The 25,496-nt window shown below is 63.8% G+C and carries 18 protein-coding genes and 1 rRNA gene; 4 read left to right on the forward strand and 15 right to left on the reverse strand.

Annotation, left to right across the window (positions count from 1 at the left end; genetic code table 11):
* Positions 1 to 130 precede the first annotated feature (130 nt).
* The 4 genes from RW112_RS20715 to RW112_RS20730 form a co-directional block, all read right to left on the reverse strand.
* Positions 131 to 1,654 (reverse strand): 16S ribosomal RNA (locus RW112_RS20715).
* 441 nt (positions 1,655 to 2,095) lie between these two features.
* Positions 2,096 to 5,770 carry a 1,4-alpha-glucan branching enzyme gene (locus RW112_RS20720; RefSeq protein ID WP_317783564.1) on the reverse strand — a complete coding sequence of 1,225 codons (3,675 nt, stop codon included), beginning with the start codon at positions 5,768 to 5,770 and terminating at the stop codon, positions 2,096 to 2,098.
* Position 5,771: 1 nt separating this feature from the next.
* On the reverse strand, positions 5,772 to 7,568 hold the full coding sequence (gene treS / locus RW112_RS20725) for a maltose alpha-D-glucosyltransferase (protein ID WP_317783565.1): 1,797 nt from the start codon (positions 7,566 to 7,568) through the stop codon (positions 5,772 to 5,774).
* 5 nt (positions 7,569 to 7,573) lie between these two features.
* Positions 7,574 to 9,646 (reverse strand): alpha-1,4-glucan--maltose-1-phosphate maltosyltransferase, encoded by a 2,073-nt coding sequence (locus RW112_RS20730; protein ID WP_317783566.1) that lies wholly within the window; start codon positions 9,644 to 9,646, stop codon positions 7,574 to 7,576.
* A 131-nt stretch (positions 9,647 to 9,777) separates the two neighbouring features.
* Here RW112_RS20730 and glgP point away from each other — a divergent pair, with 131 nt between their 5' ends.
* A complete protein-coding gene (gene glgP / locus RW112_RS20735) occupies positions 9,778 to 12,396 on the forward strand; it encodes an alpha-glucan family phosphorylase (protein ID WP_317783567.1) in 2,619 nt (872 codons plus the stop codon).
* 143 nt (positions 12,397 to 12,539) lie between these two features.
* Here the strand turns inward: glgP and RW112_RS20740 are convergent, their stop codons facing one another.
* The 3 genes from RW112_RS20740 to glgX are packed head-to-tail and all read right to left on the reverse strand — an operon-like array spanning position 12,540 to position 15,491.
* Positions 12,540 to 12,896 carry a barstar family protein gene (locus RW112_RS20740; RefSeq protein WP_305939794.1) on the reverse strand — a complete coding sequence of 119 codons (357 nt, stop codon included), beginning with the start codon at positions 12,894 to 12,896 and terminating at the stop codon, positions 12,540 to 12,542.
* Positions 12,897 to 12,903: 7 nt separating this feature from the next.
* Positions 12,904 to 13,356: a ribonuclease domain-containing protein gene (locus tag RW112_RS20745; protein ID WP_317783568.1), complete on the reverse strand. Its 453-nt coding sequence runs from the start codon at positions 13,354 to 13,356 to the stop codon at positions 12,904 to 12,906.
* A gap of 20 nt (positions 13,357 to 13,376) precedes the next feature.
* A complete protein-coding gene (gene glgX, locus RW112_RS20750) occupies positions 13,377 to 15,491 on the reverse strand; it encodes a glycogen debranching protein GlgX (RefSeq protein WP_317783569.1) in 2,115 nt (704 codons plus the stop codon).
* A gap of 114 nt (positions 15,492 to 15,605) precedes the next feature.
* Between glgX and RW112_RS20755 the strand changes: the two genes are divergently transcribed.
* Positions 15,606 to 16,406, forward strand: a complete 801-nt coding sequence (locus RW112_RS20755) for a carbon-nitrogen hydrolase family protein (protein WP_317783570.1) — start codon at positions 15,606 to 15,608, stop codon at positions 16,404 to 16,406.
* Between the two features lie 170 nt (positions 16,407 to 16,576).
* On the opposite strand, the gene rlmB is transcribed toward RW112_RS20755, so the two are convergent.
* The 6 genes from rlmB to RW112_RS20785 all read right to left on the reverse strand — a co-directional run bounded on the left by rlmB (position 16,577) and on the right by RW112_RS20785 (position 21,467).
* On the reverse strand, positions 16,577 to 17,563 hold the full coding sequence (rlmB, locus tag RW112_RS20760) for a 23S rRNA (guanosine(2251)-2'-O)-methyltransferase RlmB (RefSeq protein WP_317783571.1): 987 nt from the start codon (positions 17,561 to 17,563) through the stop codon (positions 16,577 to 16,579).
* 88 nt (positions 17,564 to 17,651) lie between these two features.
* On the reverse strand, positions 17,652 to 19,115 hold the full coding sequence (gene cysS, locus RW112_RS20765) for a cysteine--tRNA ligase (protein ID WP_317783572.1): 1,464 nt from the start codon (positions 19,113 to 19,115) through the stop codon (positions 17,652 to 17,654).
* Positions 19,116 to 19,159: 44 nt separating this feature from the next.
* Complete coding sequence (locus RW112_RS20770; RefSeq protein ID WP_305939788.1) at positions 19,160 to 19,486, reverse strand: hypothetical protein; 327 nt, start codon at positions 19,484 to 19,486, stop codon at positions 19,160 to 19,162.
* A gap of 68 nt (positions 19,487 to 19,554) precedes the next feature.
* Positions 19,555 to 20,049 carry a 2-C-methyl-D-erythritol 2,4-cyclodiphosphate synthase gene (gene ispF, locus RW112_RS20775; protein ID WP_317783573.1) on the reverse strand — a complete coding sequence of 165 codons (495 nt, stop codon included), beginning with the start codon at positions 20,047 to 20,049 and terminating at the stop codon, positions 19,555 to 19,557.
* Between the two features lies 1 nt (position 20,050).
* Positions 20,051 to 20,872: a 2-C-methyl-D-erythritol 4-phosphate cytidylyltransferase gene (gene ispD / locus RW112_RS20780; RefSeq protein ID WP_317783574.1), complete on the reverse strand. Its 822-nt coding sequence runs from the start codon at positions 20,870 to 20,872 to the stop codon at positions 20,051 to 20,053.
* A gap of 112 nt (positions 20,873 to 20,984) precedes the next feature.
* Positions 20,985 to 21,467, reverse strand: coding sequence for a CarD family transcriptional regulator (locus RW112_RS20785; RefSeq protein ID WP_011690592.1), 483 nt, complete (start codon positions 21,465 to 21,467; stop codon positions 20,985 to 20,987).
* Between the two features lie 351 nt (positions 21,468 to 21,818).
* Between RW112_RS20785 and RW112_RS20790 the strand changes: the two genes are divergently transcribed.
* Positions 21,819 to 22,355 carry a hypothetical protein gene (locus RW112_RS20790; protein WP_317783576.1) on the forward strand — a complete coding sequence of 179 codons (537 nt, stop codon included), beginning with the start codon at positions 21,819 to 21,821 and terminating at the stop codon, positions 22,353 to 22,355.
* A 137-nt stretch (positions 22,356 to 22,492) separates the two neighbouring features.
* On the opposite strand, the gene RW112_RS20795 is transcribed toward RW112_RS20790, so the two are convergent.
* Together RW112_RS20795 and RW112_RS20800 are read right to left on the reverse strand one after the other, a co-directional pair.
* Positions 22,493 to 23,173 (reverse strand): response regulator transcription factor, encoded by a 681-nt coding sequence (locus RW112_RS20795; RefSeq protein ID WP_043478332.1) that lies wholly within the window; start codon positions 23,171 to 23,173, stop codon positions 22,493 to 22,495.
* Complete coding sequence (locus tag RW112_RS20800; protein ID WP_317783577.1) at positions 23,170 to 24,390, reverse strand: sensor histidine kinase; 1,221 nt, start codon at positions 24,388 to 24,390, stop codon at positions 23,170 to 23,172. The genes RW112_RS20795 and RW112_RS20800 overlap by 4 nt, the downstream gene beginning before the upstream one ends.
* 205 nt (positions 24,391 to 24,595) lie before the next feature.
* Here RW112_RS20800 and phoU point away from each other — a divergent pair, with 205 nt between their 5' ends.
* Entirely contained in the window at positions 24,596 to 25,258 is a 663-nt protein-coding gene (phoU, locus tag RW112_RS20805; RefSeq protein WP_305939785.1) for a phosphate signaling complex protein PhoU, read from the forward strand.
* The last annotated feature ends 238 nt before the right edge of the window (positions 25,259 to 25,496 follow it).

Raw genomic sequence — 25,496 nt, forward strand, 5'->3', positions numbered from 1 at the left:
GCGGCCGCTATTTGTTGATATTCCACCCGTGAGCACCCGCCGCAGAACTAGCGTCTGCGCAACGGGCAACTTCCTGACAACACCACCACACCCGCATACACGGGGTGAGGTTGCTGTAGGTGCTCCTTAGAAAGGAGGTGATCCAGCCGCACCTTCCGGTACGGCTACCTTGTTACGACTTAGTCCCAATCGCCAGTCCCACCTTCGACAGCTCCCTCCCACAAGGGGTTAGGCCACCGGCTTCGGGTGTTACCAACTTTCGTGACTTGACGGGCGGTGTGTACAAGGCCCGGGAACGTATTCACCGCAGCGTTGCTGATCTGCGATTACTAGCGACTCCGACTTCATGGGGTCGAGTTGCAGACCCCAATCCGAACTGAGACCGGCTTTTTGGGATTAGCTCCACCTCACAGTATCGCAACCCTTTGTACCGGCCATTGTAGCATGCGTGAAGCCCAAGACATAAGGGGCATGATGATTTGACGTCGTCCCCACCTTCCTCCGAGTTGACCCCGGCAGTCTCCCATGAGTCCCCGCCATTACGCGCTGGCAACATGGAACGAGGGTTGCGCTCGTTGCGGGACTTAACCCAACATCTCACGACACGAGCTGACGACAACCATGCACCACCTGTGAACCGGCCCCAAAGGGGAAGGACTGTTTCCAGCCCGGTCCGGCCCATGTCAAGCCTTGGTAAGGTTCTTCGCGTTGCATCGAATTAATCCGCATGCTCCGCCGCTTGTGCGGGCCCCCGTCAATTCCTTTGAGTTTTAGCCTTGCGGCCGTACTCCCCAGGCGGGGCACTTAATGCGTTAGCTACGGCGCGGAAAACGTGGAATGTCCCCCACACCTAGTGCCCAACGTTTACGGCATGGACTACCAGGGTATCTAATCCTGTTCGCTCCCCATGCTTTCGCTCCTCAGCGTCAGTTAATGCCCAGAGACCTGCCTTCGCCATCGGTGTTCCTCCTGATATCTGCGCATTTCACCGCTACACCAGGAATTCCAGTCTCCCCTACATCACTCTAGTCTGCCCGTACCCACCGCAGATCCGGAGTTGAGCCCCGGACTTTCACGGCAGACGCGACAAACCGCCTACGAGCTCTTTACGCCCAATAATTCCGGATAACGCTTGCGCCCTACGTATTACCGCGGCTGCTGGCACGTAGTTAGCCGGCGCTTCTTCTGCAGGTACCGTCACTTTCGCTTCTTCCCTACTGAAAGAGGTTTACAACCCGAAGGCCGTCATCCCTCACGCGGCGTCGCTGCATCAGGCTTTCGCCCATTGTGCAATATTCCCCACTGCTGCCTCCCGTAGGAGTCTGGGCCGTGTCTCAGTCCCAGTGTGGCCGGTCACCCTCTCAGGCCGGCTACCCGTCGTCGCCTTGGTGAGCCATTACCTCACCAACAAGCTGATAGGCCGCGAGTCCATCCAAAACCACAAAAAGCTTTCCACCCCCCACCATGCGATGAGGAGTCATATCCGGTATTAGACCCAGTTTCCCAGGCTTATCCCAGAGTTAAGGGCAGGTTACTCACGTGTTACTCACCCGTTCGCCACTAATCCCCCAGCAAGCTGGGATCATCGTTCGACTTGCATGTGTTAAGCACGCCGCCAGCGTTCATCCTGAGCCAGGATCAAACTCTCCGTTGAAGTAAAACAGACACAACCAGGAACCACGGGAAAACGCGGAACCAGGCTGCACAAAATTTGAAACCAGCTGTAAAAACCAGACCCATCCACGGGATGGACAAACCTGGCCAAAACAACCAATCAATAAAACAATTGGTATCAACAAACTTGGCACACTATTGAGTTCTCAAACAACAGACACACCCGGCACCACCACAACATCCCAGCCGTGGATCGCTCCGGAGCAACTTTTCAAACTTACCCGCTTGCTTCACCCGAGTCAAATCGGCCGTCCCGACTCACTGTGCCTGTGGCGATTCGTGATGTCTTGACTGGCCAACTCCGGGGAGCAGCGCGGAAATAAACTCTACCACTAGTTCGGCGGGGATACAAAGCAGCCCGCCCAGGACGTAGGAAAGCCCGGAATCCTCAAGGATTCCGGGCCTTCCTCATGCTTGAGCGCTAGGACGCTGGCTTGAAGAACGCCGCGCCAAGTGGAGGCAGCGTGACGGTTAGCGTGGCCGGCTGGCCGTCCTGCCCCTCTGGCGAAGCGGTAAGGGCTCCCTCGTTCAGTACACCGGATCCGCCATAGCTGGAGTGGTCCGTGTTGAGGACTTCCTGCCACGCGCCGGCTGCCGGTACGCCCATGGTGTAGCCCTGGTGCGGGCCGCCGGAGAAGTTGACGGCGCATACCAGCGGGTTGCCCTCGGTATCCCACCGGATGAACGACAGGACGTTACGGTCGGCGTCGCCCCCGTTGATCCACTGGAAGCCGCCCGGTTCATTGTCCCGCTCGTAGAGTGCGGGAGTGGAGGCATACAGCTCGTTCAGTTCCTTGGTGAGCAGCTGGACGCCACGGTGTGCGGGGATATCCGCCAGGTACCAATCGAGGCCGTGCTGTTCGGACCATTCTGCTTCCTGGCCAAATTCGGTGCCCATGAAGATCAGCTGCTTGCCGGGGTGTGCCCACTGGTACGCCAGGAATGCGCGCAGGTTGGCCAACTGCTGCCAGCGGTCACCGGGCATCTTCCGGAGCATGGAGCCCTTGCCGTGCACAACTTCGTCGTGGCTGATGGGCAGGAGGAAGTTCTCGGTGAAGGCGTACACCATCGAGAAGGTGACGGTGCCGTGGTGCCACTTGCGGTTCACCGGGTCTTCCGATGCGTACTTCAGGGAGTCATGCATCCAGCCCATGTTCCACTTCAGTCCGAACCCCAAGCCACCGACGCTGGTCGGGGCGGTGACGCCGGGGAACGCCGTTGACTCTTCCGCGATCATCACGGCGCCGGGGTGGGTCTTGTACACCGTGGCGTTGGCTTCCTGCAGGAAGGAAATCGCTTCAAGGTTCTCGCGGCCCCCGTACCTGTTGGGCTGCCATTGCCCTTCCTCACGTGAGTAATCGAGGTACAGCATCGACGCCACGGCATCCACGCGAAGGCCGTCGATGTGGAACTCGTCGAGCCAGTAGAGCGCGTTGGAGACGAGGAAGTTGCGAACCTCGGTCCGGCCGAAGTCGAAGATCAGGGTTCCCCAGTCCGGGTGCTCGCCAAGGTTCGGGTCGGCGTGCTCGTAGAGTGCCTCACCGTCGAACTGCGCCAGCGCCCAGGCATCCTTCGGGAAGTGGGCCGGCACCCAGTCAAGCAGGACGCCGATGCCTGCCTGGTGCAGGGCATCAACCAGGAACCTGAATTCGTCCGGGTGGCCGAACCTGGAGGTAGGTGCGAAATAGGACGTCACCTGGTAGCCCCAGGAACCGCCGAAGGGATGCTCTGCCACCGGCATGAATTCAACATGGGTGAAACCGAGCCACTTGACGTACTCCACCAATTCCTTGGCCAGTTCGCGGTAGCCCAATCCGAGGCGCCACGATCCAAGGTGGACCTCGTAAACGCTCATGGGCGAATTGTGCGGGTCCCGCTCAGAGCGGGCCGTCATCCACTCCTCGTCCTTGAAGGCGTATGCCGATTCCACAACCCGGGATGCAGTGAGCGGCGGGACTTCGGTTCCGAAGGCGAGTGGATCCGCTTTTTCCACCCAGTGCCCGGCTTTTGTCTTGATTTCAAACTTGTAGCACGCCCCTGCTAAAACACCGGGGATGAAGAGTTCCCAGACGCCGGATGAGCCGAGTGAACGCATCGAGTTCTCCCGTCCGTCCCAGGCGTTGAAGTCGCCCTTGACGCGGACAGCCTGGGCGTTCGGCGCCCAAACGGCAAACGAGACGCCGTCCACGTCGCCGAGGGAGGACTTGTAGTGCTGGACGTGCGCGCCCAGCACTTCCCAGAGCTTCTCGTGGCGGCCTTCACCGATCAGGTGCAGGTCCACCTCCCCGACCGTGGGCAGGTAGTGGTAGGGATCGTCTGTGGCCTGGGCGGGCACGCCCTCGTAGGTGACTTCCAGCCGGTAGTCGGGTACGTGGCCCGGCTGAAGGGGTTCCAGCACAGCTGCCCAGACACCGTTTGTTTCATGCGTCATGGGTACTGAACCTGCTGCGGTGACCACTGACACGGCGGAGGCAAGGTGCTTGACGGTGCGGATGGTGACGTGGCCGTGATCATCAAGATGCGCGCCCAGGACGGAGTGCGGGGCGTGGTATTCGCCTGACGCCACCTTCGAAAGCGTCTCCGGGTCCACCTGAAGTGGCGCACCGGGTCGGTCTGTACGTGCTGAGCCTGTCATTTTGTTACCTTCCGCTGCGGCTACGGCTGAAGCGCCGGAACCTTTACTGCTGAGGAGACGTCGTGAGGCGTTCACCGGAATGTCCAGCCATCCGGGCCTGTTCCGCAACTCATAAACAACTTCATACAAAGCCTTGTCCAGCCACAATGCCACAAACAAGGGCGAGTGGCGGTCAATGGTTCCGGGCGTAATTTCGGCGTACCCCGCCAGGAACGCCTCGGCGCAGTCGTCTACCCAGGAGTCCGGGACATGAACGCCGTTCCGCTCGCGTTCGGCTGCGCCGGCGGCGTAGTCGAAGGACCGCAGCATGCCGACGACGTCGCGAAGCGGCACGTCCGGGAAGTTGCGTTCCGCGATGGGCCGCAGCGGTTCGCCTTCGAAGTCCAGGATGGCCCAGCGTTCAGGCTCCCCCGAATGCCCCGGCACCTGCAGGATCTGACCCAGGTGGAGGTCGCCATGGATGCGCTGCAGAGCTCCGGCGTTGCTGCCTTCCAGCTGGCTGAGCAGGCCGGCCAGGGCATCGTCATACTGCCCGACGGCGGGACCTGCTTCCGTCCAGGACTGCCGGACGCGCTGGGCTACGCCTGGTGCGATGTCTTTTCCCGGCGCCGATTCCGCGGCCAGGCCCAGGGCCTCGGCCAGGCGCCGGTGCACTGTTGCGGTTGCCACGCCAAGGGCGTGGGCTTCGTCCGAGAAATCCGTGCCGGAACTCGCGGCGTCAACGGCCAGCCGCCACGCGTCGCGCCCGCCCGCCAGGAACTCATGGGCGACGGCCAGTTCACCTTGAACGGAACGAGGTTGGTCCCCGGCGCCGTCCAACGGAGCCTGCCACTCCCCCGTGACCCAGCCGAGCGTGGCAGGCACCTCGGATGTCCTGGCCTGCGTGAGGGCGGCGCCGATTTCCACCTCGGGGTTCCGTCCTTCGGACAGCACACGGAAGAACTTGACGATCGCCGCCGAGCCGCCGTCGTCCACTATCACCGAACTGTTTGACTGCTCACCGGAGAGGACCTTGACGGTGCCGGTGGCTGTGGGCAGCCGGTAGTCCGATGGAACGAGGTGGCCTACCGCGTTTCCTTCCGGGGACGTGCCGCCACTTCGCATCAGCTCAAGCCAGGCCGACACGAACACGGGGTCGTGGACGGCATCGTAGATCCAGCGCCGCCCCAGCGAGGAGTCGCCGCCTTCGCCCACCAGCGCCGCCTCCTTGCCGGGCAGTGGCTCAATCCGGTAGCTGAGCGGGACCTGCACAACGTCGGTGCGGGTCCCGCCGTCGGCCGTGGCGTACGTGACCGCCGCGAGGAACACCTCAAGGCCCACCTCGCCGCTGCCGTCGTCAAGGCGCACTCCGCCGACGGGAGACAACGTAAAGTCACCTGACTTGACGGGGAACCAGCGCTGGCGCGGGAGCCAGGCCCGGAGCAGTTCGGAAAGGGCGGGGTTGAGTGTGGATTGGGTCATTTCAGCCTTCGATGGACAGGACCGGGAGGGCCTGGGTGAACGGTGAGGCCGGGTTGGAAGCAGCCGAACGGATCCGGAGCCAGAAGAAATCATGGCTGCCGAGGGTCAGCGTCAGCCGGCCGTCGTCGCCGATGGCCGGGAACGGCTGGCCGCCGAAAACGTCCCGAAGGCCGCGGCCGGCGTACTGCGGAAGCCGCAAGGTGGTGGCCACAGGGTGCTGCGAAAGGTTGAACGCGCACAGGATCGACTCGGCGTCTTCACCCGCAGCATTGTCAGGGGCCAGTTCGCGCAGGTAGGCAAGGACGACGTCGTGATCCGCTTCGACGTGTTTGAAGGCGCCCAGCCCGAAGGCGGGGTGGTTCTTCCTAACGCTGAGGATCTGGCGGGTCCACCGCAGCAGTGAACCGGAATGCGCCGCCTCGGCCTCCACGTTCGCCATGCCGTAGTTGTACACCAGCGACTGGATGACCGGGAGGTAGAGCTTGCCCGGGTCGGCGTGCGAGAAGCCCGCGTTGCGGTCCGGGTTCCACTGCATGGGTGTGCGGACTGCGTCGCGGTCCTCGAGCCAGATGTTGTCGCCCATGCCGATTTCGTCGCCGTAGTACAGGAAAGGGCTCCCGGGCAGCGAAAGAAGCAGTGCATTGATGAGCTCGATCTCGGACCGCGAATTGTCCAGCAACGGTGCCAGCCTGCGGCGGATACCGATGTTGGCGCGCATGCGGGGGTCCGGCGCATACCAGCCGAGCATGGCCGCGCGCTCATCGGCGGTGACCATTTCCAGGGTGAGTTCATCGTGGTTCCGCAGGAAGGTCCCCCACTGGGCGCCTTCCGGGATGTCCGGCGTATCCTTCATCGTCTCGATGATGGGCGCCGCCTTCTGGTCACGCAGCGCGTAGTAGAGCCGCGGCATGATGGGAAAGTGGAAGGCCATGTGGCATTCCGGTTCCTCTTCGGTGCCGAAGTACTCCACGACCTCGACCGGCGGCTGGTTGGCCTCGGCGATGATGACCCTGCCGGGGTAGTTGTCGTCCACCATTTTCCGCAGCTTACGAAGGAAATCATGGGTAGCCGGCAGGTTTTCGCAGTTGGTGCCCTCTTCCTCATAGAGATAGGGGATGGCGTCGGCGCGGAAACCGTCGATGCCCTGGTCCAGCCAGAACCGGACGACGTCAAAAAGAGCGTCGATGACCTTGGGGTTCTCAAAGTTCAGGTCAGGCTGGTGGCTGAAGAACCGGTGCCAGAAGAACTGCCGCCGGATGGGGTCGAAGGTCCAGTTGGATTCTTCGGTGTCCACGAAGATGATGCGGGCGTCCTGGTACTTCTCGTCCGTGTCGCTCCAGACATAGAAATCACCGAACGGTCCGTCGGGGTCCTTGCGGGACTCCTGGAACCACGGGTGCTGGTCCGAGGTGTGGTTCAACGGCAGGTCGATGATCACGCGGACACCGCGGGCGTGCGCTTCGGCCACCAGCCGCTTGAAGTCGCTGATCGTGCCGAACTCATCAAGGACAGAGTTGTAGTCCGAGATGTCATAGCCGCCATCACGGAGCGGCGACTGGAAGAACGGCGGCAGCCAGAGGCAGTCGACGCCCAGCCACTGCAGATAGTCCAGCTTCTCGATGAGCCCGTGGAAGTCACCGGACCCGTCGCCGTTTCCGTCGGCAAAGCCGCGGACCAGGACTTCGTAGAACACTGCTTTGCGGTACCACAGGGGATCGTGTTGCAGGCCAGGGGCGTTGAGCTCGAACGTGCCCTTCGGGGTGAAATGCTGGCTCGGGTTCTGCGGACTGAAACTCACGTATGCTACCTCCGGATGTTCAGGATGTGTGCCGGCTCCACGTGGGCGTCAAGCCGCACGTAGTTGTACTCGCCCCATTCCCAGCTCTCGCCGGTCAGCAAATCATCCACCCTGAAACCGCCGTTGTGCGTGAGGTCGGCCGGGTCGAGTTCCAGTGCGGCCAGATCCAGGGAAACGGTGCTCTCCCGGGTTCCGTGCGGATCGACGTTCACCACGATGATGAGGGTGTCCTTGGTGCCGTCGGGAAGCGTCTTGTGCTTCGAATAGACGATCGTGGCGTCATCGGTGCTGTGGTGCAGCGTCAGGTTCTGAAGGTCCCCCAGTGCTGGGTGGCTGTGGCGGATTTCATTGAGCCGGGTCAGGTACGGAGCGAGCGTCCGGCCGGATTCGGCCGCAGCATCCCAGTCCCGGGCCTTGTATTCGAACTTCTCGTTGTCGATGTACTCCTCGGCGCCGGGCCTGGCCACATGCTCGTAGAGTTCGTAGCCGGCGTAGACGCCCCATAGCGGGCTGGCGGTTGCTGCAAGCGCGGCGCGGATCTTGAACGCGGCAGGACCACCGAACTGCAGGTACTCGGTGAGGATGTCCGGGGTGTTCACAAAGAAGTTCGGCCGGAAGTACGCCGGGGACTTCTGGCTGACCTCGGTGAAGTATTCTTCCAGCTCCTTCTTGGTGTTCCGCCACGTGAAGTATGTGTAGGACTGCTGGAATCCGGCCCGTCCCAGCGCATGCATCATGGCCGGCCGGGTGAAGGCCTCCGCGAGGAAGACCACGTCGGGGTGCTTCTTGTTGACCTTGGCGATCAGCCATTCCCAGAACCACACCGGTTTGGTGTGCGGGTTGTCCACCCGGAAGATCTTGACGCCGTGGCTCACCCAGAGCAGGACGATCCGGAGGATTTCCTTGGACAGGCCCTCGGGGTCGTTGTCGAAGTTCAGCGGGAAGATGTCCTGGTACTTCTTCGGCGGGTTCTCGGCGTAGGCGATGCTGCCGTCCACCCGGGTGGTGAACCATTCCGGGTTCGACTTCACCCAGGGATGGTCCGGAGCTGCCTGTAGCGCGAGGTCGAGAGCGACTTCAAGGCCCAGTTCCTGGGCGCGTGCCACGAACGCATCGAAGTCCTCGAAGGTGCCGAGGTCCGGATGGATGGCGTCGTGTCCGCCTTCTTTGGCGCCGATGGCCCACGGCGAGCCGGGATCGTGCGGTCCGGCAATCAGCGTGTTGTTGGGGCCCTTGCGGTGCTGGATTCCGATCGGGTGGATGGGCGGCATGTAGATGACATCGAAGCCCATTCCCGCGACGGCGTCCAGCCGTTTGGCTGCCGTCTGGAACGTGCCGGACTGCCATTCGCCGGTCGTGTGGTTGCGGACCGCGCCTTCGGAACGCGGGAAGAACTCGTACCAGGCACCGCGACCGGCCAGATCGCGTTCCACGAGCAGTGGGAAGCGCTCCGAAACGGTGACAAGTTCCCGGATGGGCTGGCGTTCGACGACGTCGGTCACCTCGGGTCCGAACCCGGCGGCAAGCCGCTCCTCCGGAGTTAGCGATGTGTCGGACAGCACCACTACGGCAGTTCGGAGCGTCCGCCTGTCGGCGGAGGGACGGGCCGGGTCTTCGGCTGCCTGCGACAGCAGTGCCGCACCTTCGGCCAGCATCAGTTCGACGTCGATGCCCGCTTCGACCTTGACCTCGGCGTTGTGGTGCCACGTCCCGTACCGGTCATGCCAGGCTTCGATGGCAAACGACCAGTTGCCGGTGCCGGTAGGCGTGATGATGCCCTCCCACCGGTCGGTGCCCTTGCCCCGGTCGCCGCGCGGCGGCGCCAGCCGGACGCGTTGGCGCTCCTTGCCCTTGGGATCGAACAGCACCGCGCTGACTCCGAGCTGGTCGTGTCCTTCACGGAATGCCGTCGCGCCGACTACAAGCCCTTCACCGGGTAGCGCCTTCGCGGGAAACCTACCTCCGTCCACCACGGGCTGCACGGCAGTGATCGGGAACCGGCCAAATTGCAGGCCTTCCGTGATCAGGGCCTTAGGCTTTTTGCTGGATCCGGCACTGGTTCGCGTATTAGTCGTCACGAACTCGACGTTATCGACAAATCCCCCATTTTGCTAAGGGAACTTCCGTTTTTTCCCCAGCAATCCGTCATTTACCTAAAAGAAACCTAAACCTGTTCCGGCGGCCCACCTTGTCCGTTAGTGTGACGCAGGTGAAGGCTATCCGCAGATTTACCGTCCGAACCGTACTTCCGGAATCTATCCGGCCGCTGGCCCGGCTGGCCACCAACCTGCGGTGGTCATGGCACCGGCCCACCAGGGAGCTCTTCGAGGGCCTCAACCCCCGAATCTGGGACGAAAGCGCGCACGATCCCGTCACTTTCCTTGGCCTGGTGAGCCGCGAAGAACTCCAGCGGCTGGCCGCGGACCAGGATGTTGTCCGCCGCGTTCACGCCGCCGCCGAAGACCTGGACCGCTACCTGGACCAGCCCCGCTGGTACCAGAGCCTGGGCGACGACGCTCCGGCCTGCATTGCCTACTTTTCACCGGAATTCGGAATCACCGAAGTTTTGCCGCAGTATTCCGGCGGCCTGGGAATCCTGGCCGGCGACCACCTCAAGGCAGCATCGGACCTCGGCGTGCCGCTCATCGGCGTCGGACTGCTTTACCAGGCCGGCTACTTCAAGCAGTCCTTGTCCAGGGACGCCTGGCAGCAGGAAACCTATCCGGTCCTTGACCCGGACGGGCTTCCCCTGACGCTCCTCCGCGAGGAAACCCCCGACGGCAACGGCAAGCCGATCCAGATCTCGCTGCCGCTCCCCCAGGGCCGCCGGCTGCTGGCACACATCTGGCGTGCCGACGTCGGGCGTGTCCCGCTGCTGCTGCTCGACTCGAACGTTCCCGGGAACGACGACGCCGCCCGAGGCATCACGGACCGCCTGTACGGCGGCGGCGGTGACCACCGCCTCCAGCAGGAGCTGCTGCTGGGGATGGGCGGCGTGAAGGCACTGCGCGCCTACCAGAGCCTCACGGGCTGTGCGGCACCGGAGGTGTTCCATACCAACGAAGGCCACGCAGGTTTCCTCGGCGTCGAACGCATCCAGGAACTCATGTCCTCTGACAGCCCGCTGAGCTGGGAAGAAGCTCTCGCGGCGGGGCGCGCCTCCACTGTATTCACCACGCACACTCCGGTGCCGGCGGGCATCGACCGTTTCGAAGTGTCCCAGATCCAGCACTTCTTCGAGGCAGGACTGGCGCCCGACGTTCCCGTATCACGGATCCTGGACCTCGGCCGGGAAAACTTTACGGACGGCAACCCCTCGGTCTTCAACATGGCGGTGATGGGGCTGCGCCTGGCCCAGCGGGCCAACGGTGTGGCCAAGCTCCACGGCGTGGTGTCCCGCGGCATGTTCTCGGCGCTCTGGCCCGGATTCGACCATTCCGAAGTTCCCATCACCTCGGTGACCAACGGTGTGCACGTTCCCACCTGGGTGGACAGCCGGGTTTCCAAGCTGGCCCGCGAGCAGTTCGGCACCGAGGCCGAAGCCATGGGCCGCTGGGACCTTGCCTACAACGTCAGTGACGAGGATGTCTGGGCTCTTCGCCGCGAAATGCGCGTCTCACTGGTGGAGGACGTCCGCAAACGGCTGCGCGCGGCGTGGAAGAAGCGCGGGGCAGCAGACGCCGAGCTCGGCTGGACCGATTCCGTGCTGGACCCGGACATCCTCACCATCGGCTTCGCACGGCGCGTGCCCACGTACAAGCGGCTGACGCTGATGCTCCGCGAACCCGCCCGGCTCAAGGCCCTGCTGCTGCACGAGACCCACCCGATCCAGCTGGTCATTGCAGGCAAGTCCCACCCCGCCGATGATGCCGGCAAGAAGATGATCCAGGACCTCGTCCGCTTCACCGACGACCCCGAAGTCCGGCACCGGATTGCGTTCCTGCCCAACTACGACATCGCCATGGCACGCACCCTCTTCCCCGGGTGCGACGTGTGGCTGAACAACCCGCTGCGCCCGCTTGAGGCCTGCGGAACGTCCGGTATGAAGGCGGCCATCAACGGTTCGCTGAACCTTTCGGTGCTGGACGGGTGGTGGGATGAGATGTACGACGGCGAAAACGGCTGGGCCATCCCCACCGCCAACAACAACGCCTCGCCCGAGGAACGGGACGACATCGAAGCCGCGGCTTTGTACGAGCTGCTCGAGACGCAGGTGGCTCCCCGCTTCTACGGGCTCACCGTCTCCGACGGTGCAGGGGCTGCAGGTCCTTCGGAACCCGGGCGGCAGAAAGTGCCCACGCACTGGGTGTCCATGATCAAACACACCATGGCGCACCTTGGCCCGGCTGTGTCCGCTGACCGGATGCTGCAGGACTATGTGAACATCCTCTACCGCCCCGCCGCGATCGCCGGGCGGCGGGCCGTTGCGGACAACTTCGCCCAGTCCAAGTCCCTGGCAGCCTGGACGTCGCAGATCCGCGCAGCGTGGCCCCAGATCCAAGTGGAGCACGTCGACTCGGTGGGCGTGTCCGAGGACCCACAGATCGGCGACACGCTCCAGGTCAACGCCTACATCGCGCTGCACAACCTCGACCCCGACGACGTCGCCGTAGAGGTTGCGTTCGGCCGCGCCGAGGAAAGCGACGAACTGGCCGATGTGACAGTCGCGGATCTGGTGCCCAAGGAGGACCTGGGCAAGGGTCGCTACCTCTTCAGCGGATCGCTGCTGATCGACCGTTCGGGGTCCTTCGGCTACACCGTCCGCGTTCTCCCGAAGCATTCGGCTCTCGCTTCGCGGGCGGAGCTGGGGCTCATCGTCAACGCCTGACCCGCCGTCGGGCCCCGACGCTCTCTCACTTTTTACAACAAAACGGCAATCGCTCTCTCACCGGGTGAGGGAGCGATTGCCGTTTAAGGCCGAAAAGTGAGAGAGCGTCCGAGGTTGGGCGGCAGGAAGTGAGAGAGCGTCCGTCAGAGGCAGACGGTGATCACGGACAGGTCCTTGCCCGCATAGCTCTCAGCGTCCTGCAGGATCTCGCAGATGATGCCGAAGGAGCGGTCCGAGCGGAAGACGGCCGGCACCTGCCAGATGAACGTGAGCGGTTTCTTGCCGTCGTCCGTGACCGTGTCCGCGAAGTCGTGCAGCGAGTCATTGAGGGCGTCGAGGTTCACTCCGTAGTGTTCGGGGAAATCCAGGACTTCCCCGAACGTGTGGAGCACCGCTTTCTTGGTATCGGCGGCGGGGATCACCAGGACCCGGCGGCCGGCGTCGGACGCCTGCTCCCGGAGCTCATCTATCGTCCAGGTGTCAGCGGAGTAGATCTTCATGGGTGCTCTATTGGCCTTCCAGGATCAAAAGAAACGATTCGTAGTGGTCGGGAGTGTAGTATTTCTCGCCGCTCTGTCCCGTGACGATCCGGCGGGCGCCCCGGTCCGATTCCCCCGGGGTCCTGACTGTGAATTCCTTGTAGTAACCGCCGGGCTTCCGGGGCAGCAGGCGCTCAAAGTTGCTAAAGACGGCACCGTCACGCTCGTACGGGTACGGCCCGCCACGGGCAATCAGGGCCAGGGTTTCCCGTGCCTCCGGCGGGAGGCTGGATGCACGGACCGGTGCCACGCCGGAATCGGTGACCGCGGGGGCGGGCGCCGCCGGGGAGGGCGCCGCCGTCGAACCCGCTGAAACGCCCGGACTGACCGGGGCCCCCTGCGTGCCGGAAAGCACCATGCCCAGAACGACCACCAGCACCAGAACCGCGGCCAGCGTCAGCAGCTTCGCGATCCCCCTCATGCATTCCCCATGTGTCGATCCTAGGTGCGGTAGATGCTGATGGTGTAGGACTGCACGACGTCACGTTCACCGGCAGCCACCCTGACTCCCTGGCGCCGGTCATGGAGTTCGGACGTGGTGAGCCGGAGTTCGAAGAGCCGTTTGCCCGTGCCTTCTTCGTTACTGATCTCGGGCAGCGTGATCTTGATGTCATGGGCGCTGCCGTTCACCACCACGAGTCCGTCCACCTGGCCGTCGTCCGAGCCCAGCAGCAGCTGGACCACGCGGTGCTGGGGATCATGCCAGCGGTCCATGGACATTGGCTTGCCGTGTTCGTCGAACCAGTGCAGGTAGGCCTGCTTGTCCCGGGTGGGATAGTGGTGCGGCTGCCCGGCCAGGAATTCCTTACGAAGCCGGATCACCCGCTTGGTGCTCCGGAGCATGGCATGCGATTCGGGCGTGCTTGTCCAGTCCAGCCAGGTGATGGGGTTGTCCTGGCAGTAGGCGTTGTTGTTGCCCTGCTGCGTCCGGCCGAGCTCGTCGCCCGCGGTGATCATGGGGATGCCCATGGACACCATCAGGGTAGCCATCAGGTTGCGGCTGGTCTGCGCCCGCAACGCCAGGATGTCTTCGTCTTCGGTGGGTCCTTCAAAGCCGTGGTTGTAGCTGCGGTTGTCCCCGTGGCCGTCACGGTTCTGCTCTCCGTTGGCCTCGTTGTGCTTGCGGTCGTAGGACACGAGGTCGGCCAAAGTGAACCCGTCGTGCGCGGTGACAAGGTTGACCGAGGCCATCCGGGAACGGCCCGATTCCGCGAAGAGACTCGCGGAACCTGAAATGGAGTCCGCGAGCCGGGCCACGGAACCGCCGTGGCCGCCGGCGTCGATCGCGGCCCGGTCCGCGAGCCAGAACGAACGCAGCGCATCGCGGTAGTGGTCGTTCCAGTCGACCCAACCCGGCGGGAAGCGCCCGGTCTGCCAGCCCCCGTAGCCAATGTCCCACGGCTCGGCGATCAGCTTGACGGAGGACAGCACCGGGTCCGCGGCAATGGCCACGAGGAAGGGGTGGTGCGGATCGAAGTCGTTCGCGGCGTTGCGGCACAGCGTGACTGCGAGATCGAAACGGAATCCGTCAATATGGAATTCGTCCACCCAGTACCTGAGCGAATCAAGGACCAACTGGACGACGCGGGGGTGCCCAAAGTTCAGGCTGTTGCCGCATCCGGTGGTGTCCACGTACCGGCCATGGCCGTCGTTCCGGTAGTACTGCATCTCCCCGAGCCCGCGGAAGCTGATTGTCTGCCCGTCGCGGCCGCCCTCGGCCGTGTGGTTGTATACAACGTCCAGGATCACTTCCAGGCCTGCCGCATGCAGGAGCTTGACCATGCCCTTGAATTCATCCTGCACGGCCTGCGGTCCGGCCGCCTGGGCAGCCTGGGTTGCGTAGGCGGGATGCGGAGCAAAGAACGCCGCCGTGTTGTAACCCCAGTAATTGGTCATGCCCAAGTTCTGGAGGTGGGGCTCGTCCAGGTGGAAATGGACGGGCAGCAACTGGACAGAGGTGATGCCCAGGCCCGTGAGATGCTCGATCATTGCCGGATGCGCCATTCCGGCGTACGTGCCCCGGAGGTCTTCGGGGATGTCCGGATGCAGCATGCTCTGGCCACGGACGTGGGCCTCGTAAATGATGGTGTTGCGCCAGGAAGTGTGCGGATTGCGGTCCCCGCCCCAGTCGAAACCGCTGGACATGCGCACATTGGTGAGGAAATCGTCCCTCTGATCCACCGCGCGGCCGTAAGGGTCCAGCAGCAGCGGCTGTTCGGCGTCATCGTCGAAAGCCACGGTGGGCACTGACACCGGCAAGGCATCGTCCTCGGGTGAGGACCGGAACCCGTAACGCGATCCCGCGGGGAATCCGTCCACAATGCCGTGGTGAACGTCGTTGGTGATGTTCGGCAGCGTCTTCAACTGCCAGGTCCCGCCGGGCGGGCAGTAGGCAATTTCCAGTGTGGCCACGCCGGGGGCGTAGACGGCGACGTTGGCACAGGCACCTTCAGGATCGTCCATTGCCGGCGAACCCGTGCGCGGCACGCTGATACCCAGTGGAAACGGCCTGGAGGCGTCCACGGTTGAAGCTGTGTCTAGGAGAGGCATGACCATTGCTTAAATATTAGCTGTGCCGCACAAATGTCCGATATTCCTTGTCATGTGTCGGGAAATGGGCTGGCCTTGTTCAGCGTTCATACTGGAGTGACAGCCAAGTTGGAGGTAATTGTGCGAGTTGCACTTGCTCAGGTAGTAACAGGACGCGACATTTCCGGAAATCTGGACCTTGTGGAGAAATTCTCCCGCAAAGCGAAAGAAGGCGGCGCCGAATTGGTGGTCTTTCCCGAAGCCACCATGCGCGCATTCGGTAATTCCCTCCTGGACATTGCCGAACCGCTGGACGGACCCTGGGCCGCCCGGCTGCGCGAAATCGCCGCCGAACTGGGGATCGTGATCGTGGCGGGCATGTTTTCCCCGGGGCTGGCCGGCGCCCGGAAGGTGCGCAATACCCTCGTGGCCACCGGTCCCGGCGTGGAAGCGAGCTACGACAAAATTCACCTTTTCGACGCCTTCGGCTTTGCCGAATCAGACACGGTGGAGGCTGGCACGCGTCCGGTCACGTTTGAACTGGGCGGCATCGTTTTCGGACTGGCCACCTGCTACGACATCCGGTTCCCGGCACTGTTCACTGCCAACGCCGACCTCGGAGCCGAGGCCAATATTGTGTGCGCCTCCTGGGGGTCCGGGCCGGGGAAGGTCGATCAGTGGCGCCTGCTGGCAAGGGCCCGCGCCGTGGACACCACGACGTATGTCCTCGCCTGCGGCCAGGGCGATCCGGCCACCGAGGGCATCGAGGCCAAGGGCTCCGCGCCCACCGGCGTGGGGCACTCAGCCGTCGTCTCCCCTCTCGGTGAGGTGCTGGAAGAGCTCGACGGCGGGACCGGGCTGCTGTTCGCCGACCTGGACCCCGCCGTCGTCAAGGACGCCCGGACAAAGCTCCCGGTACTGGCCAACCGGCACACGTTCTAAACCAGAAATGCTCCCCCGCCGAAGGTGAGAGAGCGTTTCTGGTTTTGTTGCAGGAAGTGAGAGAGCGTTGGGCGGCACGGCTGGCATCCGGAAGCGTGCGTCAAAGCGACGAAGGAGCAGCACGCGGAGGATGGCGGCCGTACCGCCCCTCCTCGCCAGCCGCCCACCTGCTACTTCGTGGCGCGCTGCCTGGAAACTTCGTACAGGGAGATGCCGACGGCCATGGAGGCGTTGAGCGATTCCATGGCGGAGTCGATCGGGATGGAGACGATCTGGTCGCAGTTTTCGCGGACCAGGCGGCTCAGGCCCTTGCCCTCGGAACCGACCACGATGCATACGGGTTCCTTGGCCAGGCTGAGGTCCGGCAGCGAGACGTCGCCGTCGCCGTCCAGTCCCAGCACATAGATGCCCATGCCCTTGAACGCCTTGAGCGTGTTGTTCAGGTTGGCGGCGCGTGCCACCGGGACGCGGACGGCTGCGCCGGCGCTGGTCTTCCAGGCTGAGGCAGTGACGCCGACGGAGCGGCGCTCCGGCACGATGACCCCGTGGCCGCTGAAGGCCGACACGGAGCGGATGATGGCACCGAGGTTGCGCGGGTCCGTGATGCCGTCCAGGGCGACAAAGAGCGGGGCGTTGGCAACGTGGCCCTTCTTCCAGCTTTCTACCGTTTCCTCGGCCAGCTCGTAGGCGTCCTGGTATTCGTAGGGCGGAATCTGGAGCACAAGGCCCTGGTGGATGGCGTCGTCCGTCATCCGGTCCAGTTCCGGCTTGCCCGTTTCCAGCAGCGGAATGCCGCGTTCGGCCGCAAGCTTGAGGGACTCCTTGACGCGGTCATCCATTTCGATGCGGATGGCAACATGGAGGGCCTTCGCCGGGATTCCGGCGCGCAGCGCTTCAACGACGGAGTTGCGTCCGGTGACCACTTCTTCCGTGGCACGGCCCTTCGGACCTGAGCGGGCGCCGGCACCGCGGGCTGCACCCGGACGCTTGGCGGCGGACCGCTCGGCGAGCTGCTTGTTCTTGTGGGCCTTGTGGTAGGGGCGGTCCTCCGCCTTGGGAGTGGGGCCCTTGCCCTCGAGGGCCTTGCGGCCGTGGCCCCCCGTTCCGATGGTGGGGCCCTTCTTTGCTTTGACCGACCGGCGACCGTTGTTGGCCATGAGTTTCACCCTTGCTTTGTTGAGTAAGTCTGACCTCCAGTCTACTTACTCAGGTTAAATCGCCGGCCCGGCGCCTGTCCGCCCTGCCTTAGCTGCGCTTCAGGCTCCAGGTGGCGCCGTCCGGACCGTCCTCGACGAGGACTCCCGCCGCCGCCAGCGTGTCCCGGATGGCGTCCGAAGCGGCCCAGTCCTTGGTGGCCCGCGCCTGCGCCCGCGCTCCAAGCTGGGCGTCGATGAGGACGCCGAGGGCCGTGTCCGCCTGCTCGTCCCGGGTGGGGGCCGCGACGTCGTTCAGGCCCAGGACGCGCAGCATGTCCGTGACGGAGTGCAGCGCTGCACGGGTCGCGTCGTTGTCGCCCGCCGTAAGGGCGGTGTTGCCGGCCCGCACCGTGTCGTGGAGGACAGCCAGCGCCTGCGGAACGTTCAGGTCGTCGTCCATGGCCGCGGCGAAGGCATCAGGTACCTCGCCATGAGTCGCGAAGCCGTAGCTTGCCGCGGCGCCGCCGTCCGACAAAGCACGCACTGCCCGGGCGATGAAACCCTCAATCCGCTCCATCGCGGCGGTGGCTTCCTGCAGCGACGTGGGCTGGTAGTCCAGGACCGAACGGTACTGCGCCTGGCCAAGGTAGTACCGCACGACACGTGGTGAAGCGAGCTCCAGCATCTCCGCGGGGCTCACGGTGTTGCCGATGGACTTGGACATCTTCTCGCCCTGGTACGTCACCATGCCGTTGTGCATCCAGAAGTTGGCGAAGGCGTGGCCGGCCGCCTGGGACTGGGCCATCTCGTTTTCATGGTGAGGGAACCGGAGGTCCAGGCCGCCGCCGTGGATGTCGAACTCGGTGCCGAGGTATTTGGTGACCATGGCGGAGCACTCCAGGTGCCAGCCCGGGCGGCCGGTGCCCCAGGGCGAAACCCAGCTCGCCGTCGTCGGCTCGCCGTCCTTATGGCCCTTCCACAGCGCAAAGTCCCGCGGGTCCTTCTTTCCCCGCGGGTCGGCGTCCGGGGCTCCCTGCATGTCGTCGATCTTCTGCCGGGTGAGTGAGCCGTAGCTGTCCCAGGAGCGGACGTCGAAGTACACGTCGCCGGAGTCGTCGAGGGCGGGGTAGGCATGTCCGCGGTCGATGAGGCGCTGGATCAGTGCATGCATTTCCGGAATGTGGCCGGTGGCCCGCGGCTCGTATGTGGGGCGGGAAACGCCGAGGGTGTCGTAGGCCTTGAGGAACGCCTGTTCATAGCGGTAGGCCAGGGCCCACCACTCTTCTTCGCGGATGTCGTCAGGGCTTTCCTCGAAGTCCGGCTCAAATGAGAGCGCGGACTTGGCCAGGATTTTGTCGTCGATGTCCGTGACGTTCCGGACCACCGTTACCCGGAATCCGCGGTACTCCAGCCAGCGGGTGAGCTGGTCAAAGGCGATGGCGGACCGGATGTGCCCCACGTGCGGCAGGCCCTGCACCGTTGCGCCGCAGTAGTACAGGCTCACCTTGCCCGGTATCAGAGGGACGAAGTCGCGGACTTCGGCGGATGCTGTGTCGTAAAAGCGCAGGGTCACCGCTCCAGATTAGCCGATGGCCCCTGAGGTGCTCCCCACCAGCGCTATTTGCAGACTTCGCCGATCTTGTTGTTCTGCTCGCTCAGCTGTGCTGTCTGTTCTGCGCTCTTGGTACCCAGCGACGTGGCGGCGACCTTCTTCATGATGTCCGCCATTTTCTGGATGGGCTCGGCAACTTCAGGGGCCACCTTGTCCGCGACCTCCTGGTAATGCTTGGCGATCTGGTCAGCCTGCTGCTGCTCATTGCCACTGGGCACGAAGGTATCCCCGTTGAGGAATTTGCAGCTTTCCTCGACGCTCATCTTCGGAGTGCCGCAACCGCTCAGCAGCATCCCGGCAACGAGTACGACGGCGGCAAACGGCTTCTTCACGAGGGGTCTCCTGGAGTGTTGGGCAGAGGAATGGCTCCCTTAAGCCTAGGCGAAAGGCGTGCCCTTCTTCAGCCCGCCCGGTACACCAGGGCAGTCGCGAGGGCGGAAATGCCTTCCCCCCGGCCGGTGAAACCGAGTCCGTCGCTGGTGGTGGCGCTGACGCTGACGGGGGCGCCCGCCGCTGCGCTGAGGACAGTCTGGGATTCTTCCCGGCGAGGACCGAACTTGGGCCTGTTGCCCACGAACTGCACCGCAATGTTGCCGATCTCGAAGCCTTCCGCACGTACGATGCGGGCGGCCTCGGCAAGGAGGGTCACGCCGGAGGCACCCGCGAATTCCGGCCGGTCCGTGCCGAAGTGCGTGCCAAGGTCGCCGATCCCGGCGGCCGAAAACAGCGCATCCGCGGCTGCATGGGCTACGGGGTCGCCGTCGGAGTGGCCGGCCAGGCCCTGCTCACCGTCCCACAGCAAGCCTCCCAGCCACAGGGCCCGCGGATTGTCCGGGGTGGCAAAAGCGTGGACGTCGATACCGATTCCGGTCCTGGGGATGATCGGAACGGCCATGTCAGCCTTCCACCCAGCGGGCGCCCAAGGGGCCCTCCAGCAGGCCCTCGGCAATGATGAGGTCCAAAGGCGTGGTGATCTTCAGTGACTGGCTGGCTCCGCGGACGGCATGGACTGCGACACCCAGGCGCTCAACAAGCATGGCGTCATCCGTGACGGCGGCGGCCTCGGCGTCGTCGAATCCTGCCGCCTGCCGGTGCGCCTCCATGAGTGTGTCGTAGTCGAATCCCTGAGGGGTCTGCACGGCCCGGAGCTTCTCCCGCGGAGCCGTGCCCACCACCACCTCCGGCGCCATGCGGGCGTCTTCCCCACTCGTTGCTTCAACGGTCTTGACGGTGTCCACCACGGGCATCACCGGAATGACAGCCAGCGCGCCGGCGGCCAGGGAGTCGACCACCCGGTGGAAGACGGTTTCGGGCGTCAGGGCGCGCGCGGCATCGTGGACGAGCACCGCCTGGGTGCCTTCTTCCAGTGCCGCCAAAGCGGACCGCACGGACTCGGCGCGCGTCAGGCCGCCGTCGACGACGGTCAGCAGCGGCCCGCCGTCGACAAGTTCGCCTTTGAACTCATCGCACATCCGCCGCAGGGCGCCGTCGCCCGCCGGCAACGCCACGCAGACCTGCTGCGCGACGCCGGAGGCGACTATCCCGCGAAGGGCATGCATCAGGATGGGTTCCCCGCCGAGGGGAACCCTGGCCTTGGGCGTGCCGTAACCCAGCCTCTGCCCTGATCCGGCCGCGACCAGTACGACGGCGACGACGGGGCGGGCGGGGCGGTCTTCCGCCGCCGGCCCGGATCCGGTCGGGAATTCTGTTGCACTCATGGGCACAACACTACGTGCCTGCGCGCGTCAGGCGCCCGGCAAAATCCCGGGATTCTCCTAAAAAAGGGCAAAAAGAAACCCCGGCGGCTGGTGAGCCACCGGGGTTCAATTCTTAGGAAGCCAGGACTTCGTCGAGAACGCTTGCGGCCTTCTCTTCATCCGTCTTTTCAGCCAGCGCCAGTTCTGAAATCAGAATTTGGCGGGCCTTGGCCAGCATACGCTTCTCACCTGCGGAAAGGCCGCGGTCGTGATCACGGCGCCACAGGTCGCGAACGACCTCTGCAACCTTGATGACGTCCCCGGAAGCAAGCTTCTCCAGATTTGCCTTGTAACGACGTGACCAGTTGGTAGGCTCTTCAGTGAACTCGGCCCGCAGCACGTCAAAGACATGCTCCAAACCTTCTTTGCCCACTACGTCGCGAACCCCAACTAGGTCAACGTTCTCTGCTGGAACTTCAATGGTCAGATCACCCTGAGCCACCTTGAGCTTGAGATACATCTTCTCTTCGCCCTTGATGGTGCGCATCTTGATTTCTTCAATTTTTGCTGCACCGTGGTGAGGGTAAACTACTGTCTCGCCGACCTCAAAAACCATGTGGACTTTCCCCTTTCCCGCAGACCAGTTTATCACGATTCGGGCATACAACTGGCACGGATACGGGCTGTGAACCGCGTAAATACGGGGAAATTGGGGGTAATCCACCCCCTCCAACCCCTTGACGGATGCGGATATTAGTGCATGGCGGCGGCTGTGCCAAGGGCGCGGGGAAGAGGCTGCCCGGTCATGTTCCGGCCAGCGCGGGGCCGCATCTGGCGTTGCGGGAGGGCGGGTTTCCGGACGCTAATGTGTACGCCCCGAATCCTTGTTTGAGACCGTTTGAGGATAGGCTATGGCTGAATAATGTTTCAAGACTCTCAAGGAGTGCGTGACGTGCGTTTCACTGCGATGAACCGGGGCCAGCGCGGCAAGCTGGCAATGGCAACGGCAGCACTTGCCATCGGCCTGCTGTCCGTGACCGGCTGCGGCTACATCAACGCCCAGCAGACCACAGAGCAGTACTCTGCCTCGGACGGGACCCGGGAAGATCTTGGCCCGCTCCAGATCCGCAACTTCATGATCGTCTCCACCGGCGAGGACAAGCCCGGCCGCGTTATCGGCGCCGTGTACAACTCCTCGTCCAGCGACGTCAAGCTGACCATCAGCGGGGCGGCCGGCTCGCAGACGGAAGTGTCCGTGAAGCAGAATTCCTACACGCTGCTTAACGAATCCACGGATCCGGCGATCCTCAGCAGCACAGGGGCCATCCCGGGCTCCCTGTCCGATGTGACCATCTCCGAGGACGGCACAAACCAGACCGCCAAGGTCAAGGTGCCCGTCCTGGACGCCACGCTGCCCGAGTACAAGGAGTACCTGCCGCCGGGCAGCGAGCCCACCGTCTCGGAGACTGCCACGCCGACTCCCACGAGCAGCGAAAGCCACTAGCTCGCACAGCAGACTCGCACAGCAGAAAGGAGGGCTCCCGCCGCGCGGGGACCCTCCTTTCTGCATGTTGCACACTTTCTGAGCGCCCGTTCCCGCGGCGCGCCCGTTCCCGCGGCGCGTCAGCCTGGGCAGCCTGGCTAGGGCTCGAACTTGTAGCCCAGCCCGCGGACCGTCACGAGGTACCTCGGCGCTGACGGGTCCGGTTCGATCTTGCTGCGCAGCCTTTTGACGTGGACATCCAGCGTCTTGGTGTCCCCTACGTAGTCCGACCCCCACACCCGGTCGATCAGCTGGCCGCGGGTCAATACCCGGCCGGAATTGCGCAGCAGCATCTCCAGCAGTTCGAATTCCTTGAGCGGCAGTGACACCTGTTCGCCGTCGACGCTCACCACATGGCGTTCGACGTCCATCCTCACCGGGCCCGCCTGGACCGTGTTGGTGATCAGTTCTTCAGGCTCACCCTGCCGGCGGAGGACGGCCCTGACCCGCGCAACAAGTTCCCGGGACGAATACGGTTTGGTGACGTAATCGTCGGCACCGAGTTCCAGTCCCACTACCTTGTCGATCTCGGCGTCCTTGGCGGTCAGCATGATCACAGGCACGGTGGAGCGCTGGCGAAGCTGCCGGCACACCTCGGTGCCGGACTGGCCGGGAAGCTGGAGGTCCAGGAGGACCAGGTCGGCGCCGTTCCGGTCGAACTCCGTGATGGCGTCCAGGCCGTTGTCCACGACTTCCACCTCGAATCCTTCCTTGCCCAGAAGGTAGGACAGAGGGTCGCTGAACGACTCCTCATCCTCGACTATGAGAATCCTGCTCAAGCGCTGGCTCCTTGCTCATGGACGCCGGTGGCGTCGTTACTGTGGGGTGAGGTGCTGCGGGCGGCCGGTGCCGGCGCCGCGGGGGCGTCGCCGTCGTCCTGGCCCTCCATCTCGGGAAGCCTGATGGTGAACGTGGATCCCTGGCCGGGCTGCGACCACAGCGTCACTTCCCCGCCGTGGTTGGAGATCACGTGTTTCACGATGCTCAGGCCCAGTCCGGTGCCCCCGGTCTGCCGCGACCTGGCGGCATCCACACGGTAGAACCGTTCGAAGACCCGTTCCTGGTCCTCCGGGCTCATGCCGTCGCCCTGATCCGTGACGGAGATGGAGATCAGGCCTTCCTTGGCGCGCACGCCGATCCCCACCCGGGTGTTTTCCGGCGAGTAGCGGATGGCGTTGTCTATCAGGTTTCGCAGCGCCGTTACGAGCAGATCCTGATCGCCGTAGACCATGGCGTCCACGTGGCCGCCGACCACGATGGCGATGTTCTTGCTTTCGGCGGGCAGCTGCGAACGGTCAACCGCTTCGGTGATCACGGCGTTGATGTCCACGGGGTGTCCCTGCTGGGCCACGTTGGCACCCTGCAGCCGGGAAAGCTCAATGATGTCCTGGACCAGGGCGGCAAGCCGCGTCGATTCCTTCTGCATACGCTTGGCGAAGCGGCGGACGGCCACTTCATCGTCCGCCGATGATTCCAATGCCTCTGCCAGCAGGGAGATGGCACCCACCGGCGTCTTGAGTTCGTGGGAGACGTTGGCGACGAAGTCATTCCGGATCTCTTCGGTGCGCGTGAGTTCGGTCCGGTCGTCCGCCAGCAGCAGGATGTATTCCTCACCGAGCATGGCCGCCCGGACCTGGACGACGATGGTCCCCTGCCCGAGCGGGCCGCGCGGCAGTTCGAACTGCTTTTCAAGGATGACGCCGTCGCGCCGCACCCTGGCGGTCATGTCCAGGAGCTGTTCGTGGACGACGGTGTGCCCGCGGACCAGGCCGAAGGCGTACGCCGCCGGACTCGCCCGCACCACGCCGTCGATCGCGTCCACCACCACGAAGGCGCGGCCGACGACGGCAAGTACCTCCGCGGCTCCGGGAGGCAGTGCCGGTTCGTCGAATTCGACGTCCACCAGCTTGCGCTGTTGTTCGCTGACCCGGAAGGCGAGCACGCCAAAGATGCCGAATGACAGACCGATAAGGCCTGCGATGACACCGATGAGCATAGGATCCACGGCTCCAGCTTATGCTCTGCTCCGGGCGTCTAAGTCGAATCTGATGCGTTTCACCGCCGGGTTCAGCTAACGTTCACCTATAGGTGCGTAACAGTTCACCGGCCGCTGACAGAGTGATTAGTTGGACTGCAGAGCGGTGACACGAAATCTGCCTCCCGTTGCGGTGGGGGACGGATTTCCAAGGAAAGGACGCGAAGTGCGTAAGGTTTTTCAGGAGGAGCTCACACAGGTGGGCGAGCAGCTCGTCGAGATTTCAAAGCTGGTCAGCGAGGCCATTTCCAAGGCCACGACCGCCTTCGAGGGGGCCGACGTCGACCTCGCCCAGGACGTCATCGCCGCTGACGCCAGAATCGACTTCCTGCAGAACAGCCTGGACGAGCGGGCCATCGACATTCTGGCCCTCCAGGGTCCCGTGGCCAGCGACCTCCGGATGATCGTGGGATCACTGCGGATGAGCGCCTCGCTGGAGCGCATGGGAGACCTTGCCCGGCACATCGCCCAGCTGGCACGGCTCCGGTACCCGGCCAACGTGATTCCGCCGCAGCTTGCGGACACTTTCAAGAACTTCGCCGAGCAGGACCAGCTGATCGCGGACAAGCTCACGGAACTCCTGGAAACGCGGAACCTGGAAGTTGCCCGCGACATCCTCAAGGCGAACGCCACCGTCAACGACCTCCACCTGAGTGTCTTCAAGGCCATCGCCCGCAGCGACTGGAACGAATCCCCGGCCACCACGGTGGACGTCGCCCTGGCCAGCCGCTACTTTGAACGTTTCGCTGATCACGGCGTGTCAGTCGCCCAGAAGGTCACGTACCTCGTCACCGGCGCGTGGCACCCGCACAGCACCGAAATCAGCTGACTTCCTCCGGAGTTTTTGTCCAGATAACGGCCTTTTGAGGGCGTTTTAGCCCCGTTATCTGGACAAAAACTCCGGGAGGGGAAAAGTACGACGGCGGGCCGGTCACCTCAGGGGCGGGTTCCAGCGGTCGTTGCAACACCCAGATTTTATGGGAGTTGCAACGACCGTGTCGTCTTTAACGGAGAAGCCCGCTGGGCGGCGGAGATATACGCAGGAACAGAAGGAACAGTTCTTTGCA

This window comes from Arthrobacter sp. B10-11 (assembly GCF_033142195.1).
GTDB lineage: Bacteria > Actinomycetota > Actinomycetes > Actinomycetales > Micrococcaceae > Arthrobacter > Arthrobacter oryzae_C.

What these genes read in the sequence shown, in the direction of transcription:
- RW112_RS20800 (WP_317783577.1), bottom strand. Translation starts at nt 24,390, where the DNA reads ATGCTCATCGGTGTCATCGCAGGCCTTATCGGTCTGTCATTCGGCATC.
- ispD (WP_317783574.1), bottom strand. Translation starts at nt 20,872, where the DNA reads ATGAGTGCAACAGAATTCCCGACCGGATCCGGGCCGGCGGCGGAAGAC.
- RW112_RS20720 (WP_317783564.1), bottom strand. Translation starts at nt 5,770, where the DNA reads ATGACCCAATCCACACTCAACCCCGCCCTTTCCGAACTGCTCCGGGCC.
- RW112_RS20785 (WP_011690592.1), bottom strand. Translation starts at nt 21,467, where the DNA reads ATGGTTTTTGAGGTCGGCGAGACAGTAGTTTACCCTCACCACGGTGCA.
- RW112_RS20790 (WP_317783576.1), top strand. Translation starts at nt 21,819, where the DNA reads ATGAACCGGGGCCAGCGCGGCAAGCTGGCAATGGCAACGGCAGCACTT.
- ispF (WP_317783573.1), bottom strand. Translation starts at nt 20,049, where the DNA reads ATGGCCGTTCCGATCATCCCCAGGACCGGAATCGGTATCGACGTCCAC.
- RW112_RS20745 (WP_317783568.1), bottom strand. Translation starts at nt 13,356, where the DNA reads ATGAGGGGGATCGCGAAGCTGCTGACGCTGGCCGCGGTTCTGGTGCTG.
- RW112_RS20740 (WP_305939794.1), bottom strand. Translation starts at nt 12,896, where the DNA reads ATGAAGATCTACTCCGCTGACACCTGGACGATAGATGAGCTCCGGGAG.
- rlmB (WP_317783571.1), bottom strand. Translation starts at nt 17,563, where the DNA reads ATGGCCAACAACGGTCGCCGGTCGGTCAAAGCAAAGAAGGGCCCCACC.
- glgX (WP_317783569.1), bottom strand. Translation starts at nt 15,491, where the DNA reads ATGGTCATGCCTCTCCTAGACACAGCTTCAACCGTGGACGCCTCCAGG.